The organism is Sediminibacterium sp., from assembly GCF_030695065.1.
In the GTDB taxonomy this organism is placed as follows: domain Bacteria; phylum Bacteroidota; class Bacteroidia; order Chitinophagales; family Chitinophagaceae; genus Sediminibacterium.
This window is the reverse complement of record NZ_JAUYTR010000025.1, coordinates 42,853-59,745: the sequence shown is the minus strand read 5'-3', so window position 1 is coordinate 59,745 and position 16,893 is coordinate 42,853. Positions and strand designations below refer to the sequence as shown.

The 16,893-nt window shown below is 38.4% G+C and carries 24 protein-coding genes; 1 reads left to right on the top strand and 23 read right to left on the bottom strand.

The window, feature by feature from the left end:
* Positions 1–118: 118 nt before the first annotated feature.
* The 23 genes from rpmD to rpsL all read right to left on the bottom strand — a co-directional run bounded on the left by rpmD (position 119) and on the right by rpsL (position 13,164).
* A complete protein-coding gene (gene rpmD, locus Q8S25_RS14215) occupies positions 119–301 on the bottom strand; it encodes a 50S ribosomal protein L30 (RefSeq protein ID WP_295186393.1) in 183 nt (60 codons plus the stop codon).
* 5 nt (positions 302–306) lie between these two features.
* The gene (gene rpsE, locus Q8S25_RS14210) at positions 307–828 is read right to left on the bottom strand and encodes a 30S ribosomal protein S5 (RefSeq protein ID WP_026751413.1); all 522 of its coding nucleotides are present in this window, start codon (positions 826–828) and stop codon (positions 307–309) included.
* A 30-nt stretch (positions 829–858) separates the two neighbouring features.
* On the bottom strand, positions 859–1,209 hold the full coding sequence (rplR, locus tag Q8S25_RS14205; RefSeq protein WP_295186390.1) for a 50S ribosomal protein L18: 351 nt from the start codon (positions 1,207–1,209) through the stop codon (positions 859–861).
* A gap of 49 nt (positions 1,210–1,258) precedes the next feature.
* Complete coding sequence (gene rplF, locus Q8S25_RS14200) at positions 1,259–1,813, bottom strand: 50S ribosomal protein L6 (protein ID WP_305538782.1); 555 nt, start codon at positions 1,811–1,813, stop codon at positions 1,259–1,261.
* A gap of 78 nt (positions 1,814–1,891) precedes the next feature.
* Positions 1,892–2,290 (bottom strand): 30S ribosomal protein S8, encoded by a 399-nt coding sequence (gene rpsH, locus Q8S25_RS14195; RefSeq protein WP_295186386.1) that lies wholly within the window; start codon positions 2,288–2,290, stop codon positions 1,892–1,894.
* A 47-nt stretch (positions 2,291–2,337) separates the two neighbouring features.
* Entirely contained in the window at positions 2,338–2,607 is a 270-nt protein-coding gene (gene rpsN, locus Q8S25_RS14190; protein ID WP_295186385.1) for a 30S ribosomal protein S14, read from the bottom strand.
* Positions 2,608–2,629: 22 nt separating this feature from the next.
* Positions 2,630–3,199 (bottom strand): 50S ribosomal protein L5, encoded by a 570-nt coding sequence (rplE, locus tag Q8S25_RS14185; protein WP_305538781.1) that lies wholly within the window; start codon positions 3,197–3,199, stop codon positions 2,630–2,632.
* Positions 3,199–3,537, bottom strand: a complete 339-nt coding sequence (gene rplX / locus Q8S25_RS14180) for a 50S ribosomal protein L24 (protein ID WP_295186381.1) — start codon at positions 3,535–3,537, stop codon at positions 3,199–3,201. The genes rplE and rplX overlap by 1 nt, the downstream gene beginning before the upstream one ends.
* A 22-nt stretch (positions 3,538–3,559) precedes the next feature.
* Entirely contained in the window at positions 3,560–3,928 is a 369-nt protein-coding gene (gene rplN, locus Q8S25_RS14175) for a 50S ribosomal protein L14 (protein WP_026751406.1), read from the bottom strand.
* 75 nt (positions 3,929–4,003) lie between these two features.
* A complete protein-coding gene (gene rpsQ, locus Q8S25_RS14170) occupies positions 4,004–4,261 on the bottom strand; it encodes a 30S ribosomal protein S17 (RefSeq protein WP_026751405.1) in 258 nt (85 codons plus the stop codon).
* Between the two features lie 17 nt (positions 4,262–4,278).
* A complete protein-coding gene (gene rpmC / locus Q8S25_RS14165) occupies positions 4,279–4,494 on the bottom strand; it encodes a 50S ribosomal protein L29 (RefSeq protein WP_026751404.1) in 216 nt (71 codons plus the stop codon).
* 18 nt (positions 4,495–4,512) lie between these two features.
* On the bottom strand, positions 4,513–4,932 hold the full coding sequence (rplP, locus tag Q8S25_RS14160) for a 50S ribosomal protein L16 (RefSeq protein ID WP_026751403.1): 420 nt from the start codon (positions 4,930–4,932) through the stop codon (positions 4,513–4,515).
* Positions 4,933–5,008: 76 nt separating this feature from the next.
* Positions 5,009–5,782 (bottom strand): 30S ribosomal protein S3, encoded by a 774-nt coding sequence (rpsC, locus tag Q8S25_RS14155; protein WP_305538780.1) that lies wholly within the window; start codon positions 5,780–5,782, stop codon positions 5,009–5,011.
* Between the two features lie 12 nt (positions 5,783–5,794).
* Positions 5,795–6,142: a 50S ribosomal protein L22 gene (gene rplV / locus Q8S25_RS14150; protein ID WP_295186373.1), complete on the bottom strand. Its 348-nt coding sequence runs from the start codon at positions 6,140–6,142 to the stop codon at positions 5,795–5,797.
* Positions 6,143–6,181: 39 nt separating this feature from the next.
* On the bottom strand, positions 6,182–6,451 hold the full coding sequence (rpsS, locus tag Q8S25_RS14145; RefSeq protein WP_026763916.1) for a 30S ribosomal protein S19: 270 nt from the start codon (positions 6,449–6,451) through the stop codon (positions 6,182–6,184).
* Between the two features lie 56 nt (positions 6,452–6,507).
* Entirely contained in the window at positions 6,508–7,347 is an 840-nt protein-coding gene (rplB, locus tag Q8S25_RS14140) for a 50S ribosomal protein L2 (RefSeq protein ID WP_295186370.1), read from the bottom strand.
* A 44-nt stretch (positions 7,348–7,391) separates the two neighbouring features.
* Complete coding sequence (gene rplW / locus Q8S25_RS14135) at positions 7,392–7,691, bottom strand: 50S ribosomal protein L23 (RefSeq protein WP_295186368.1); 300 nt, start codon at positions 7,689–7,691, stop codon at positions 7,392–7,394.
* A gap of 26 nt (positions 7,692–7,717) precedes the next feature.
* Entirely contained in the window at positions 7,718–8,350 is a 633-nt protein-coding gene (gene rplD, locus Q8S25_RS14130; RefSeq protein ID WP_305538779.1) for a 50S ribosomal protein L4, read from the bottom strand.
* A 35-nt stretch (positions 8,351–8,385) separates the two neighbouring features.
* Positions 8,386–9,003 carry a 50S ribosomal protein L3 gene (rplC, locus tag Q8S25_RS14125; protein WP_295186363.1) on the bottom strand — a complete coding sequence of 206 codons (618 nt, stop codon included), beginning with the start codon at positions 9,001–9,003 and terminating at the stop codon, positions 8,386–8,388.
* Between the two features lie 291 nt (positions 9,004–9,294).
* Complete coding sequence (rpsJ, locus tag Q8S25_RS14120) at positions 9,295–9,600, bottom strand: 30S ribosomal protein S10 (protein WP_026751395.1); 306 nt, start codon at positions 9,598–9,600, stop codon at positions 9,295–9,297.
* A 302-nt stretch (positions 9,601–9,902) separates the two neighbouring features.
* Entirely contained in the window at positions 9,903–12,053 is a 2,151-nt protein-coding gene (gene fusA / locus Q8S25_RS14115) for an elongation factor G (protein WP_305538778.1), read from the bottom strand.
* Between the two features lie 192 nt (positions 12,054–12,245).
* Positions 12,246–12,716 (bottom strand): 30S ribosomal protein S7, encoded by a 471-nt coding sequence (gene rpsG / locus Q8S25_RS14110; protein WP_349254895.1) that lies wholly within the window; start codon positions 12,714–12,716, stop codon positions 12,246–12,248.
* A 67-nt stretch (positions 12,717–12,783) separates the two neighbouring features.
* Entirely contained in the window at positions 12,784–13,164 is a 381-nt protein-coding gene (gene rpsL / locus Q8S25_RS14105; RefSeq protein ID WP_026751391.1) for a 30S ribosomal protein S12, read from the bottom strand.
* 187 nt (positions 13,165–13,351) lie between these two features.
* Between rpsL and Q8S25_RS14100 the strand changes: the two genes are divergently transcribed.
* Positions 13,352–16,849 (top strand): T9SS type A sorting domain-containing protein, encoded by a 3,498-nt coding sequence (locus Q8S25_RS14100; protein ID WP_305538777.1) that lies wholly within the window; start codon positions 13,352–13,354, stop codon positions 16,847–16,849.
* Positions 16,850–16,893 lie beyond the last annotated feature (44 nt).

Below are 16,893 nucleotides of genomic sequence, written 5' to 3'. Positions count from 1 at the left end.
ACTTGATTTTGAACTTACGGGGTATCACCCCTCGCATTGTTTATAATAAATAAAAGTCAGGAGTAAAGATATCCGCATGAAGCGGTATATCCAAACTACTGACTTGAAAATTTCTTAATTAAGCAACTTCTTCAACCTTTACCAAGTGGCTAACTTTGTTAACCATGCCTAGTATTTGTGGAGTAGCTTCTACTTCTTTAGAAGCATTCAACTTTTTTAAACCAAGTGCAATAAGCGTTTGCTTTTGGCGCTCAGATCTGTCGATGCCGCTTTTTATTTGAGTGATTTTTATCTTTTTCATAAATATTATCCGTTGAAAACTTTGCTCAATTTGATGTTACGGCCTTTTGCAACCTGAACTGGTTCTCTTAAAAGGCTTAAAGCTTTAATGGTAGCTTTAACCACGTTGTGTGGATTAGCAGAACCAAGGCTCTTAGCAAGTACGTCGGTAATTCCAGCACTTTCTAAAACAGAACGCATGCTGCCTCCCGCAATTACACCCGCTCCGTGTGCAGCTGGCTTAATCAATACTTTAGCAGCACCATCTTTTGCCCACTGTTCGTGAGGAATAGTTCCGTGCATAACTGGTACTTTAACCAAGTTCTTTTTTGCATCTTCAATACCTTTAGCAATTGCTTCTTGTACTTCTTTTGCTTTACCAAGACCTTGACCAACAATACCATTTTCGTTTCCTACTACTACAAGAGCAGAGAAACTAAATGTACGGCCACCTTTTGTGGTTTTTACCACACGGTTAATAGCAACTACCTTATCTTTCAGTTCGATGTCGCCACCCGCTTTTACTTTATTTACGCTTACTTTAGACATTTATTGAGCGATTAAATTGATGTTAGTAATTTAGAATACCAAGCCACCTTCTCTTGCTCCGTCTGCTACAGACTTCACACGGCCATGATATAGATTTCCACCTCTGTCGAATACACAATTAGTTAATCCGAGAGCTAATGCTTTTTTTGCTACTGCAGCGCCAACCATTTTAGATTTCTCTATTTTAGTTACCTTCTGTGCAGCAATATCCTTGTCTCTTGAAGATGCAGCAACAATGGTAACACCATTATCATCATCAATTAATTGTGCATAGATTTCGGCATTGCTTCTGAATACAGAAAGACGTGGCTTTACAGCAGTACCTGCAATCTTTTTACGGATGCGGTACCTGATTTTCTGCCTTTGTATTAATTTACCCATTGTTGTTTATTTTATACCTCCGATTCGGCCGGTGGATTTGTTAGTTTAATTATTTACCTGCTGATTTACCTGCTTTTCTTCTTAAAATTTCACCTGCATACTTAACACCTTTTCCTTTGTATGGCTCAGGCTTACGTAAGCTTCTCAACTTAGCAGCAACTTGTCCTATCAACTGCTTATCAATTCCTTCTAAGAATACTTTAGGGTTTTGACCTTTTTCAGTGGTAGTTGAAACTTTAAGTTCACTTGGAATCTCAATGATGATATTGTGAGAATATCCTAAAGCAAGATCTAATAAGTTTCCAGTGTTAGCGGCTTTAAAACCTACCCCCACTAATTCTAATTCTTTCTTATAACCTTCGGTTACACCTTTAACCATATTGTTCACTAATGAACGGTATAAACCGTGCATTGCACGATGACGAATTTGATCTGTAGGTCTGGTGAAAACAACTTCACCTTCTTTAACCTCAATAGTGATATCTCTATCAATATTCTGTGTTAACTGGCCTTTAGGACCTTTAACAGTAAGAACATTATCCGCACTTACGGTGATTGTAACACCTGCCGGAACTACTACCGGTTGTTTACCAATTCTAGACATAGTCGATTTTTAATTTATTATGAACATTGATCCGTGTTCAGCCACGACTAAGAGGCTTAATTGTCGGAACCTTTTATTTTAAGAAATATAACACAACACTTCTCCACCTACGTTCTGAGCTTTCGCTTGCTTATCGGTTAGAACACCTTTAGATGTACTAAGGATGGCAACACCCAAACCATTGATTACTCTTTTGATTTCAGCAGGCTTTGCATATTGACGTAATCCTGGACGGCTAACTCTTTCTAAAGAACGGATAGCAGGAACTTTGGTATTAGGATCGTATTTCAACGCGATCTTAATTAAACCTTGTTTGTTATCGTCTTCGAATTTGTATTTCAAGATATAACCTTGATCGTACAAAATCTCTGTTAAACGCTTCTTCAAATTAGAAGCAGGAATTTCAACCAGTCTATGACCAGCCAACTGAGCATTACGAATTCTAGTTAAGAAGTCTGCTATAGGATCAGTTACCATATTATTATAATTATACTAGTTCTAAATTTTGTTTATCAAACTGACTACTACCAGCTTGCTTTTTTAACACCTGGAATCATACCGTTTAAAGCCATGTCACGGAACATAATCCTTGACAAACCAAAATAACGCATATAACCTTTAGGTCTTCCTGTAAGCTGACAACGGTTTTTTAAACGTACCGGAGAAGCGTTCTTTGGAAGTAGATCTAATCCTGCGTAGTCACCTGCTGCTTTAAGAGCTGCACGCTTTTCAGCATATTGAGCTACCATTTTCTCGCGCTTTCTTTGTCTGGCTTTGATTGATTCTTTTGCCATAATGTTTTTGTTCTGTGTTTAATTAATCTTTCTTGGTTCCTTTAAACGGCATACCCAATTCTTTTAAAAGCTCGTAAGCTTCTTCATTGGTATTTGCTGTTGTTACAAAAGTGATATCTAAACCGGTAATTTTGTTTACTTTATCAATATCAATTTCAGGGAAAATGATTTGTTCAGTTACACCTAATGTATAGTTACCTCTTCCGTCAAAAGCTTTATCGCTGATTCCTTTAAAGTCTCGTACACGTGGTAGTGCCACAGAAACCAATCTGTCTAGGAACTCATACATTTTCTCACCTCTTAAAGTAACGCGAGCACCAATTGGCATACCCTTACGTAACTTAAAGTTAGAAATGTCTTTTTTAGACATTGTAGGAACTGCTTTTTGACCAGTGATCATATTCAATTCGTCTACCGCAATGTCAACTAATTTTTTATCTGTAACCGCTCCATTAACACCACGGTTGATACAGATTTTTTCTAATTTAGGAGCTTGCATTACAGTACTGTAAGCAAACTTCTTCATGAGCGCAGGCACAACATCTTTGCTGTACTTCGCTGCTAATCTCGGTGTATATTTTGCTGTACTCATTATTTGATTACCTCCCCAGATTTTTTAGATACACGTATTAATTTACCATTCTCACGGGTACGCTTCACTTTGGTTGGCTCGCCCTTTTTAGCATCCCACAACATTACATTGCTAATATTGATAGGGGCTTCTACTTTAACAATACCACCTTTGGTATTTTGAGCAGATGGCTTGGTGTGCTTTGTAACGATATTCACTCCTTCTACAACTACACGTCCTTTATCTACAATCACTTCCAATACTGTGCGAGGCTTTTTCAAATCCTTGTCATCTCCGGCAATAACCACTACGGAATCACCTTTTTTGATGCTGAATTTGGCTTTAAATCTTGTACTCATTTTATTTAGCTTTTAGCTTTTTTTATAATACTTCAGGAGCAAGAGAAATAATTTTCATATATCCCTTATCACGTAATTCTCTAGCTACAGGTCCAAAGATACGTGTACCGCGAGGCTCGTCTGAATTGTTCAACAACACAACTGCGTTGTCATCAAAACGGATATAAGAACCATCTTTTCTGCGAAGTTTGTTTTTAGTACGAACAATAACTGCTTTAGATACTGTTCCTTTTTTAACACCACCTGCAGGGATTGCGTCTTTTACCGTAACAACAATTTTATCGCCGATCTTAGCATAATCCTGACCGCTATTACCTAGTACCTTAATACAAAGGACTTCTTTAGCGCCACTATTGTCAGCTACATTTAACCTGCTTTCTTGCTGAATCATTTTATTTAATTTGAAATTTTACATTTAAGAACAACACCATCGTATAAGATGAAGTAGTTACTCAAATCAATATTATTATTTCGCTTTTTCTACAATTTCAACTAGTCTCCAACGCTTGGTTTTACTAAGCGGACGAGTTTCCATGATCTTCACCACATCACCGATGGTGCACTCTCCTTTCTCATCATGAGCATGGAACTTAGTAGTCTTCTTTACGAATTTACCGTAGATAGGGTGTTTTACTTTTCTTTCAACAGCAACAGTGATGGTTTTATCCATTTTATCGCTGGTAACGATCCCTGTCCTTGTTTTGCGCAAATTTCTTTCAGCCATTGTGTTTAATTTATGGTTTAAATACCCATTTCTTTTTTCTTCAATTCCGTTTTGATACGGGCGATGTCTCTACGAAGTCCACGAATAGTCATTGGATTTTCTAGTGGAGAGATAGCATGAGCAAACTCCAATTTTTTCAAACGTAGTTCGTCTTCCTGGATTTTTGCTCTAAGATCTGTTACACTGAGATCCTTTAGATTCTTGTTGAATTCGTATGTTTTTTTATTAGCCATTGCAATTTCTTTTTTTGGTTATGCTTGCAAATCTCTTCTTACGATGAACTTGGTTGCGATTGGTAATTTTTGTGCTGCAAGACCCATCGCTTCTTTTGCTACAGCTTCGGTAACACCATCACATTCGAAGATGATACGTCCTGGCTCAACAACAGCAGCCCAATATTCAGGGTTACCTTTACCCTTACCCATTCTCACTTCAGCAGGCTTATGGGTAATAATTTTATCAGGGAATACTCTGATCCATACATTTCCCTCACGCTTCATAGCACGGGTCATGGCCTGACGGGCAGATTCGATTTGGCGGTTAGTTAACCAGATGGGCTCTAATGCTTTTAAGGCAAATGATCCAAATGATATAGCAGTTCCACGCTTAGCTACTTCGCGAATGCGTCCTTTCTGCTGTTTCCTATGTTTGCTTCTTTTCGGCTGTAACATTTTTTAGTTTTTTGGTCCACGAACTTGATTCGTAGTTATTTAAAACTTTAGTAATTCTGCATTACTAATTCTACTATTAGTTTCTGCGTTCTCCTCTTCCACCACCTCTTCTATCGTCTCTTCTGTCTCCACCACCTCTTCTTTCATCGGCACCAGATCTTTCTCTTCTATCGCTCATATCGTTCTTACCACCAACGAAGTTTGGATTCAATTCACGCTTTCCTAGTACTTCACCTTTACAGATCCATACTTTGATACCAATTTTACCGTAAACAGTTTGAGCAAAAACATTGGCATAATCGATGTCCATACGGAAAGTATGTAAAGGAGTACGGCCTTGTTTAAATTCTTCGCTACGAGCAATCTCAGCACCACCTAAACGACCGCTTAATTTAACCTTGATACCTTCAGCACCCATACGGAGTGTAGAGGCAATGGCCATTTTAGTTGCACGCTTAAAGTTGATACGATTTTCGATTTGACGAGCAATGGTATCTCCTACGATAGTTGCATCTAGTTCAGGACGACGGATTTCCAAAATGTTAATTTGAACATCGTCTTTACCAGTTAACTTCTTCAACTCTTCTTTAATACGATCAACCTCGTTACCACCTTTACCGATGATAATACCTGGCTTAGAAGTATGAATAGTTATGATCAATTTACCAAGCGTACGCTCAATAACGATCTTTGCGATTCCACCTTTGTTGATACGGGCACTCAGGTAGGTACGGATCTTATGATCTTCGATCAGTTTGGATGCATAGTCTTTTTTACTACCATACCAGTTACTGTCCCATCCGCGGATGATGCCTAACCTGTTACCAATTGGATTTGCTTTCTGACCCATATAATGGTTTTACTAATTAGTTTTAGAATCTACGATTAATGTTACATGGTTGCTGCGCTTACGTACTTTGTAGCCACGGCCTTGTGGTGCAGGGCGCATACGCTTTAATACTCTACCGCCATCCACGAATACGGTCTTTACAATCAGACTGCTGTCTGCAGCATTTGATCCGCTGTTTTTCTGCTCCCAGTTACTGATAGCACTCTTCAACAGTTTTGCCAATGGAGTGGCATTGTGCTGAGGATGATGTTCCAGAATAGCCAGGGCTTTCTCCACTTCCATTCCACGGATCACATCGGCTAACAGGCGCATTTTACGCGGACCTGTTGGATAATTGTTCAGTTTAGCTACTGCTTCCATTTCTTTTTTTGTTTGATGTATGGGTGTTAACCCCTACAGTTATTTTTTAGTTCCTGCGTGTCCTCTGAAGTTTCTAGTAGGGGCAAATTCACCTAATTTGTGACCTACCATGAATTCTGTTACGTAAACAGGGATGAACTTATTTCCGTTGTGCACGGCAAAAGTGTGTCCAACAAAATCAGGTGTGATTGTGCTGCGACGACTCCAAGTTTTGATAACGTTTCTCTTTACTTTTCCGTCGTTAATAGCAACTACTTTACCTTCTAAGTTAGCATCTACGTAAGGACCTTTTTTAATCGAACGACCCATAATTATTTGAGTTTACTGGTCTATTAGTTTATTTATTTATTTTGACTGGTTAGTTATTACTTAGCCAGTTTTTTACCATTTCTGCGCTGGATGATTAGCTTATCGCTACCCTTACCTTTTGTACGGGTTTTCTCACCTTTTGCATACTTACCTGTTCTGCTACGTGGGTGACCACCAGATGCTCTACCTTCACCACCACCCATCGGGTGATCTACTGGGTTCATGGCAACACCTCTTACACGTGGACGAATACCTTTCCAACGGTTTTTACCCGCTTTACCTGCTGTTTCAAGGTTATGATCGCTGTTAGAAACAACACCAACGGTTGCATAACAGTTAATCAAAACTTTTCTCAATTCACCAGAAGGCATTTTAAGTACAGCGTACTTTTCTTCCTTATTGGCTAATTGTGCAGAAGCACCAGCACTTCTTACCATCTTACCACCTTGACCAGGTTGTAATTCAATGTTGTGAATGGTAGTACCCAAAGGCATATTTTTCATTGCCAATGAATTACCTAATTCTGGAGCAACTGCATCACCTGCAATTACTGTTTGACCAACCTGAATACCCTGAGGAGCAATGATGTAACGCTTCTCTCCATCAGTATACTGAACCAATGCAATAAATGCAGTACGGTTTGGATCGTATTCAATAGATACTACAGTTGCAGCAATATCTCTTTTGTTACGTTTGAAATCGATGATACGATAATGTTGCTTATTACCACCGCCCATGTAACGCATAACTCTACGACCTTGGAAGTTACGACCAGCAGTATTTTTTTGAGGCTCTAACAAGCTCTTCTCAGGCTTATTAGTAGTGATCTCAGCATAAGCATTACCAATTCTCCAACGTGTTCCTGCTGTGATTGGTTTGTACTTTTTTAGTGCCATTGTTTATTTTTTTTGTGCGGATTTTTCAGCTCCGCTGCTATAAATTAAATATTTGCGTAAAGATCAATTGTTTCACCTTCTGCAACAGTAACAAATGCTTTCTTGTATGCAGATTTCATTCCTTGAATAAAACCAGCTTTTGTATAACGGGCTTTATTTTTTCCTGGAGCAACTGCAGTATTAACATCTACTACATTAACACCATAGAAATCTTCAATTGCTTTCTTAATCTCTAACTTGTTTGCCTTACGATTTACTTTAAAAGCATATCTTCTCAACGTATCCTGTTGTGCGTTTGCTTTCTCAGTTAAGATTGGCTTTATTAAAATTTCTGACTGTCTCATTTTGTATGATTGAAACGTTACTTAAATTAAGCTACTGCTTCTTCTTCGTTAAAGATATTCACAGTGTTCTCTGTTATTACTAATACATCTGCATTCATGATTTCATAAGTATTAATGTCGGCTAACAATGTGCTAGCAACATTTGGTACGTTACGAGTACTTAAGTACAGGTTGTCGTTGTATTCTGGTAAAACGATAAGCGCTTTCTTATCAGCAACTTTAAGGTTACCCATAATATCAACCAATTGTTTGGTTTTAGGTGCATCCATCTTAATTTCTTCTACTACGATGATTGCACTTTCTTTTGCCTTATGACTTAAAGCAGAAATCTTAGCCAAATCTTTCACTTTACGGTTCAACTTGAAATCGTAAGCGTGTGGTTTTGGTCCAAAGATGGTACCACCACCCTTGTATAAAGGGTTACGGATATTACCTTTACGAGAACCACCTGTTCCTTTTTGCTTGTGCAACTTGCGGCTAGCACCTTGTACTTCAGCGCGAGTTTTAACTTTGTGCGTTCCAGAACGACGTGCGGCTAAGTATTGCTTAACAGCTAGATAGATAACGTGGTCGTTTGGTTCAATACCAAAGATTTCCTGTGGTAATTCAACCGTTCTACCGGTTTTCTGTCCTTTTATATCTAATACATCTACTTGCATGATCTTTCAATTAATCTGTCAATTAAACAGGGTGATTATTTCTGAATTAAAACGATAGAACCGTTGTGACCTGGTACAGAACCGCTGATCAGGATATAGTTCTTTTCTGAAAATATTTTAACTACTTTCAAACCTTTCATTTTAACACGGTCTCCACCCATACGGCCGGCCATTCTCATTCCTTTAAATACTCTTGAAGGATAAGAAGATCCACCAATAGAACCTGGCGCACGCTGACGATCGTGCTGACCATGGGAAGCTTCACCCACACCAGAGAATCCGTGGCGCTTTACAACACCCTGGAAACCTTTACCCTTAGTTGTACCAACAACTTCAACACTGTCTCCTTCAGAGAAGATGTCAATAGTTACGGTTTCCCCTAAGTTTTTCTCTATTGAGTAATTACGAAATTCTTTTACGAACTTTTTGGCTGGAGTTTGAGCCTTAGCAAAGTGATTGATTTCGGCTTTTGTAGCGTGCTTTTCTTTCTTATCGCCGATTGCTAATTGAACAGCAGAATAACCATCGGTTTCCTGTGTTTTAATTTGTGTTACGGTATTTGGAGCAACTTCTACGATGGTACAAGCAGTTTGCTTTCCATCAGCAGCGAAGATGCTGGTCATCCCGATTTTTTTTCCAATAATTCCTTTCATCGTTTTGCGGTTTATGCCCCGCTCGGTTATGAGGACATCCCACCGATGAAGCGGGATTCAATCCTAGTTTGCTACCGACCTTTTCCGTTGTTTTCAAAACTTACATTTTGAAGAGGAAGTACCGGTAGTAAACAAACCTCGAAGGGCCTGTTTATATGTTACTCATTTAATTCATTGTGAACTAAATGATTTATAATTTCTTTATCAGAGCTGCTTTTTCTGGCCTAAGCCGATTGGCAGATAATTGGGTATATAAGAACTAGTTTCTCTCTTTCTAGAGAAATGGCTTAATTAAGCTTTAATTTCAACCTCAACACCAGACGGTAAGTCTAGCTTGCTCAACGCATCTACTGTTCTAGAAGAAGAAGTGTAGATGTCCATTAGACGCTTATGCGTAGCTAATTGGAACTGCTCACGGCTTTTCTTATTAACGTGTGGTGAACGCAATACAGTAAAGATTTTCTTATGAGTAGGCAAAGGAATTGGTCCTGTTACTACTGCACCTGTACTACGTACTGTCTTAACGATCTTCTCTGCAGATTTATCTACTAGATTGTGATCGTATGATTGTAATTTGATTCTGATTCGCTGAGACATAGTCAAAAACCAATTTTTACGTTGGGGTTGCAAAGGTAAGGAGCTGTAATTGAACAGACAAGTTTTTTATCTTCTTTTTATGTGTTTTTGTGGATTTATTTTTTATTTTTTTCAAAATCACCCCGTTTTTCCCCAAAAACCGCCTTTATATTAAACTAAAAATTTATATAATTGTTCTTCTTCCCATTTTGGGTTGCCAACATTCAGCTCATTTAAATTTAAACGGCGGCTAAACTCCCCCCTTATTAAAACAAAAACGCCCCGACTTTAGTCGGGGCGCGGTATATCAATTAAATTGAAAATTAATCATCAGATTTAACCTTACCCTTGTTCTTTGCCATTACTTCTTCTGCAACGTTATTTGGAGCAGGATTGTAATGAGAGAACTCCATAGTTGAAGTAGCACGACCAGAACTTAAAGAACGAAGTTGAGTTACGTAACCAAACATTTCGCTCAATGGAACTTTCGCTTTAATAACCTGTAGGTTAGCGCGGCTATCCATTCCTTCTAGCATACCACGACGACGGTTTAAGTCTCCGGTAACATCTCCCATGTATTGATCTGGAGTAAGTACTTCCACTTTCATGATTGGCTCTAATAAAGTAGGCTTTGCTTTACGTCCCGCTTCACGGAAACCAGCTTTAGCACACAATTCAAAGCTCATTGCATCAGAATCCACATCGTGGTAGCTACCATCAAATACACGAACTTTCATATTGTTTACAGGATATCCTGCCAATACACCAGAAGTCATTGATGTTTCAAACCCTTTAAGGATTGCTGGAACAAATTCTTTTGGAATAGATCCACCAAATAAATCATTTACAAATTGGAAGCTCTTTCCTTCGTTTTCCTTTAACCACTCTGCATCAGCTGGTCCAATTTCAAATTGAATATCGGCAAACTTACCACGACCACCAGACTGCTTCTTCAACACTTCTCTATGGGTAATAGTATTTCCAAAAGATTCTTTATAAGCAACCTGAGGAGCACCTTGGTTTACTTCTACCTTAAACTCACGACGCATACGATCGATGATGATTTCAAGGTGTAATTCACCCATTCCACGTAAAATGGTTTGGCCAGTATCTTCATCGGTATTTACACGTAAAGTAGGATCTTCTTCTACCAACTTTGCAATAGCCATACCCATTTTATCTACGTCTGCTTGAGTTTTTGGCTCAACAGCAATAGCGATAACTGGTTCTGGAATAAACATGTTCTCCAATGTAATTGGATGGTTTTCATCGCAAAGCGTATCTCCTGTTTTGATTTCTTTGAAACCTACTGCAGCTGCAATATCACCTGCTTCAATAAAATCAATTGGATTTTGCTTATTTGCAAACATCTTCATGATACGGCTGATACGCTCTTTCTTACCACTTCTTACGTTCAATACATAAGAACCAGCATCTAAACGACCAGAGTAACAACGGAAGAATGCCAAACGACCAACAAAAGGATCGGTCATAATTTTGAATGCCAATGCAGCAAATGGTTCTTTTGCATTTGGCTTTCTGGTAATTTGCTCACCAGAATCAGGGTCTGTACCTACGGTATCTTCAACATCTACTGGAGAAGGTAAGTAACGACAAACTGCATCTAAAGCGGTTTGTACACCCTTATTCTTGAAAGAAGAACCACACATCATTGGAACGATACTTAAATCGATACAAGCTTTACGGATAGCTTCGTGAACCTCATCTTCAGAAATTGAATCTGGGTTATCAAAGAATTTCTCCATTAACTTATCATCGTATTCAGCAACAGCTTCAATTAAGTTTTGTCTCCAATGCAATACATCTTCCATCATATCTGCAGGCACAGGAATTTCATCAAAAGTCATTCCTTCTGTTTCAGCATGCCATACAATACCTTTCATTTTAATCAAGTCTACAACGCCCTTGAAATTGTCTTCCGCACCAATTGGTAATTGCAATGGAACTGCTTTTGCACCCAACATTTCTTTAACCTGTGTTACCACCATTAAGAAATCGGCACCAGCACGGTCCATTTTATTTACGAATCCAATACGTGGAACTTTATAACGGTTAGCTTGACGCCAAACAGTTTCAGACTGAGGTTCTACACCATCTACTGCAGAAAACAACGCAATCAAACCATCCAATACACGCATAGAACGCTCTACCTCAACGGTAAAGTCTACGTGTCCTGGAGTATCGATGATGTTGAAATAATAATTCTTGGTTTCTGGAGTGGCTTTACCCAATACAGTTGGGAAATTCCACTGACAGCTAACTGCCGCAGAAGTAATGGTAATACCTCTTTCCTTTTCTTGCTCCATCCAGTCGGTAGTAGCACCACCATCATGTACTTCACCAATCTTATGGATCATACCAGTGTAGCGCAAAATACGCTCGGTGGTAGTGGTTTTACCGGCATCAATGTGGGCGGCAATACCAAAGTTTCGTTGAAATTTCAAATCAGCCATATAGTATTCTTGTTTTTTTAGAGGCCGCAAAGGTACAGATAATACCGAACCAACAAAGGGTTCGGACCGTTTTATTTAGAATGGGGAAAAATCGTTGCCAAAAGCCCTCATTAAATAATTGAATTGCAGGAGTTTGATTCAAAAAAAACCTCCCCGATGATTCGGAGAGGTTTCGCAAATATTTGGAAAAATTTACACTTTAAAGTGAGAGAAGGCTTTGTTAGCCTCAGCCATACGGTGTGTATCTTCTTTTTTCTTGAATGCAGCACCTTCACCTTTTGCAGCAGACATGATTTCGTTTGATAACTTATCTGCCATGGTACGACCGTTTCTTTCGCGGCTGTAGCGGATTAACCACTTCATGCTTAAAGAAATTTTACGATCAGGGCGAACTTCAGCAGGAATCTGAAAAGTTGCACCACCAATTCTACGGCTTCTAACTTCAACAGCTGGAGTTACATTAGCAATTGCTTTCTTCCACACTTCGTAACCGTCTTCGCCAGTAACTTTTGTTATTTTATCTACTGCATCATAAAAGATATTGATTGCAGTACTTTTTTTACCATCCCACATCAAGTTATTGATGAAACGGGTAACCAACTTATCGTTAAAACGTCCGTCTGGTGCTAAGGGTAATTTTTTCGCTTGTGCTTTACGCATGATTTAATTTTTAAAGAGACTGATTTTCTTCAAGTATTAAAACTTTACTCAGTCGCAGTTATGAATAGAACTATTTTTTAGCTTTTTCCTTCTTTGTACCATATTTAGAACGGCTCTGCTTACGGTCTTTAACACCGGCAGTATCTAAGCTACCACGTACAATATGGTAACGTACCCCTGGTAAGTCTTTAACACGACCACCACGGATTAATACGATTGAGTGCTCCTGTAAGTTGTGGCCTTCACCTGGAATATAGGCAATCACCTCTACTTTATTGGTCAAACGCACTTTCGCTACTTTACGCAAAGCAGAGTTTGGTTTTTTTGGAGTGGTAGTATATACACGGGTACATACGCCACGACGCTGAGGACATGCATCCAAAGCTCTTGACTTACTCTTAGCCCTGATTATTTCGCGGCCTTTTCTAACTAATTGTTGTATTGTAGGCATTATAAACCATTTAAAATTTCGGACGGCAAAGGTAATGGCTCCAAATGAGAATCCAAAATGTTTTCAAAAAAAAAGTATTTCTACGGGCAAAAAAAAGGGTTTTAGCCCAATTTTCATCCCCCTATTGTTGGTTTCGGCAACAGTTTGTTGCTTTACATTGTAGCCCCGCATCCCCCCCTATTCCGCCATGAGGCCACATATCATCATTTTACTGTTGCTTTTGCAAGTAGCAGATTCATCTGTTTATGCACAATTGGCAAGTCCTATTATTTATTCTGAAAAAAAAGCGATTTACCAACAAAATTTTAATGATTTACCCAATGGGGGATCATTTACGCTAACAGGTAAAGGGCCGCATACATTTTCCCAATCCCCTTTTTTGTTGTCTGGATTAACCGGCTGGGAATTCATGCATAAATCAGGATCGGGCACCAATGCTGTTTTTGCCCAAGGAACTGGAACCGCAACTTCTAGTGGAATGTATAGCGTTGGAACAAGTGGCAGTTCAGACAGGGCATTGGGATCCGTTGCTGCAGGCTCTGGTGTTTATGCATTTGGCATTTTACTTACGAACCAAACTGGCAGTAGCCTCAATACAATCAGCGGCTCTTTTTCTGCTGAGCAATGGAGAAAAGGTGGATCTGGCAATAAGAATACTTGGTTGGGAAAATATGCCACTGGGCTAATGAACAGCATTGATCAACCTAATTTATTGGCCCATACTTCAATGAATTTTTCATCCATTCAATTTACAACCGGTGCAGGAAGTTTAAATGGGAATAGTTCTGAAAACCAAACCACCATTCAATTCAGCATAATAGGCATAGAATGGAAAAATGGAGAACAATTATTGTTGAGATGGGATGATGCAGACGAAACCGGAAGTGACGATTTAGTTGCGATTGACAATTTTAGTTTTAGTGCAGATTTTGATACCAGTAATAATACGGTTACGATTGATAGCTTATATGCATTGGCACCTCAATTAAGCAATGCCGACACCATTCAATACAGTTTTAAAGCGGGTGGGGATATAAGTGGATTAAGTACCAGCAATTTTGCTTTGATTACGGAGGGCTTAACCAATGCAGCAATAACCAGTATCTCAGGAACGGGTAATGAATATTTAATTCATGTATACACTGGTATTGGTGAAGGAAAATTGGTTCTTGGAATCAATAATAACAACAATTTAATTCCCGGATTAAGTGGACTCCCTTTTTTTAGTATTGATACACAATGGATAGATAAAATTAAGCCGCATCAAATTGACTTCAGCTCGCCGAATGATAGCTTATTAAAAGCAGGCGATACTTTGCAATTGAAACTACTATTTAGCGAATCGGTTTATTTAGATTCAAATTCATCAATCAAATATTTACCCATCACTATTGGCGGCAATAATAGGCAGGCGGCATATTATGATGGCAATAACAGTAATCAACTACTGTTCAAATACATCATTCAGGAAGGAGAAAAAGACAAAGATGGAATTGGCATAGCCAACAATTTTAATCCAAATCAATTGATCATAAAAGACCAAGCTGAAAACCTTGCCACTATCAATTTATTGTCGTCTGTTATTCAATATATTCAAGTGGATGGAACCCGCATTCAATTTCAAGTTCCAACAGATACTATGCTTATACAATGCAACAACAAAGACTCCATTGATATTGGTGTGCTGTTAGCCATTGACACTACTGTTGCAGGAGAAGAAATAAATTGGCAAATTGTTCAGGCTCCTACTCATTGGTTCAGCAGTTTGCAAAATTTCAGTACTGTGTCAAATGGAAGCATTACCAGCCCTGGCCAATGGAAGGTTCACTCACAATATTCTTTAGCAAAAGATAGTATTCTTGTGCGTGTATCTAACGGTATAACAAGCGCCAACAAAAAAATAATCCTTCAATCTTTAAGCTGGATTGGCAATGTAGACAGCAATTGGAATAATCCACATAATTGGTGCAATACATTGGTGCCTAGCGATAGTGCTGTAATCACTATTTCAGCCGATGCTTTACACCAACCTATTCTATCCGGTGTAAACAGCATCAAACAACTTCATCTATTATCCAGAGCAAAACTACAGATCACGGGTACTTTAAAAATAAGTGATATCATGAGTGGTGATTCTCTATCTATTGACGCAACAAATGCAACCATTGAATTAAATGGAAATAATTCGCAAATTATAAATGGGGCATTGTTTAAAGAGAATCGAATTCAACAGGTGGTTTTAAAAAATACAACAGGTGCTCAAATTAACCATCGGTTAATCATCAATGGAAGTTTACAATTAGCTGCTGGAAATTTATTTACCAATGATCTTTTGTATTTGTCTGAAACAGCTTCCATTGATGCTTCAGCTGCTGGAACTCAAATTATTGGAAGGGTTCATGCTGCAAATATTTTAGGTAATAAAGCAGTAGGCAGTTATTTGGTAGGTCATCCATTTAATCAATCAATATCGTTTTATGCTTGGACCAATAAACCCACCATCTTTTACAATAATCCTTTATTAAATACAGATAGCTGCTCCATAGAAACAGGATGGCAAGCAGTCAATTTTAGTAGTGACAGTGCAAGCAATGATTTTAAAAAACACCAGGGCATCAGATGGAATATATTGCCCAACCAAGCTAGCAATTTATGGCCTGCGTATTTTACTGGCAGCATTCAAATGGGAACCCAACAAATAGTGTTAAATAAAACAGGAAATGGGTTTAACCTTATTGCGAACCCCTATTTAAGCCCGGTTAATACAGGAACCTTCAACAGGTCGGCAAAAGTGAGTGCTTACAAATATATTTGGAATCCACTACTAGGGAGCAAGGGTGGCTATATGGCACTTCCCTTTACACAAAAGCATATCCTCAATCCATTTGAAGCATATATACTCTTAACTGATAGTTCAGCTGCTAACGAAATAACCATTACCGAAGCATCCAAATCTACTGAATGGAACAAAGGATTAAGCGAAGACTACCAAGAAGGGTCTGGATACTATTCTACCATCGATTTAATGAGCAACCAAACCCTTCATGATCGTTTTATAATAAGAGAACAATCAGGTGCTAGAAACGGCAAAGACTCATTAGATGCCATAAAGCTGATGAATCCTGGATTAAATATTTTTAGTAAAATTTCCGATGGCATTAAACTAGCCATTGATAGTAGACTATTTCAACAACAAACCATTATCCCCATTGAGTTAACTAATGCTGTAGAAGGCAATTATCGTTTTCAAATTTTTGACGCATTCATGCCTACAGCATTTAAACTGGTTCTATACGACAACTATACCCATAAAACATTGAGTCTATTAAAAGACAGTAGCTACGCTTTTAATATTACGAGTGATACTTTAAGTAAAGCCCCTAATCGTTTTTACATTGGCAAATTTGTTCCGCAAGCAAGCAGCCCTCTAGTGAATTTACTAACAGTAAAAATTTATCCCAATCCAGCAAAAAATGAACTGAAAGTAATATTTAAATCGGCAGTTACTGCTAATAGTTCTATTAGATTGTATCATTTATCTGGAACCCTTGTCAAAACAATTCAAGTTGGTAGTATGCAGCAGGGATTGGTAAGTATTCCAATTGGAGATATCAGTAATGGCCAATACTATATTCAAGTAATTAGTGGAACAAATCAACAAAATATTCCTTTTATTAAACAGTAGCGTAAATTAAATTAATCGTGAATTCGAATACTGATAATTAAATA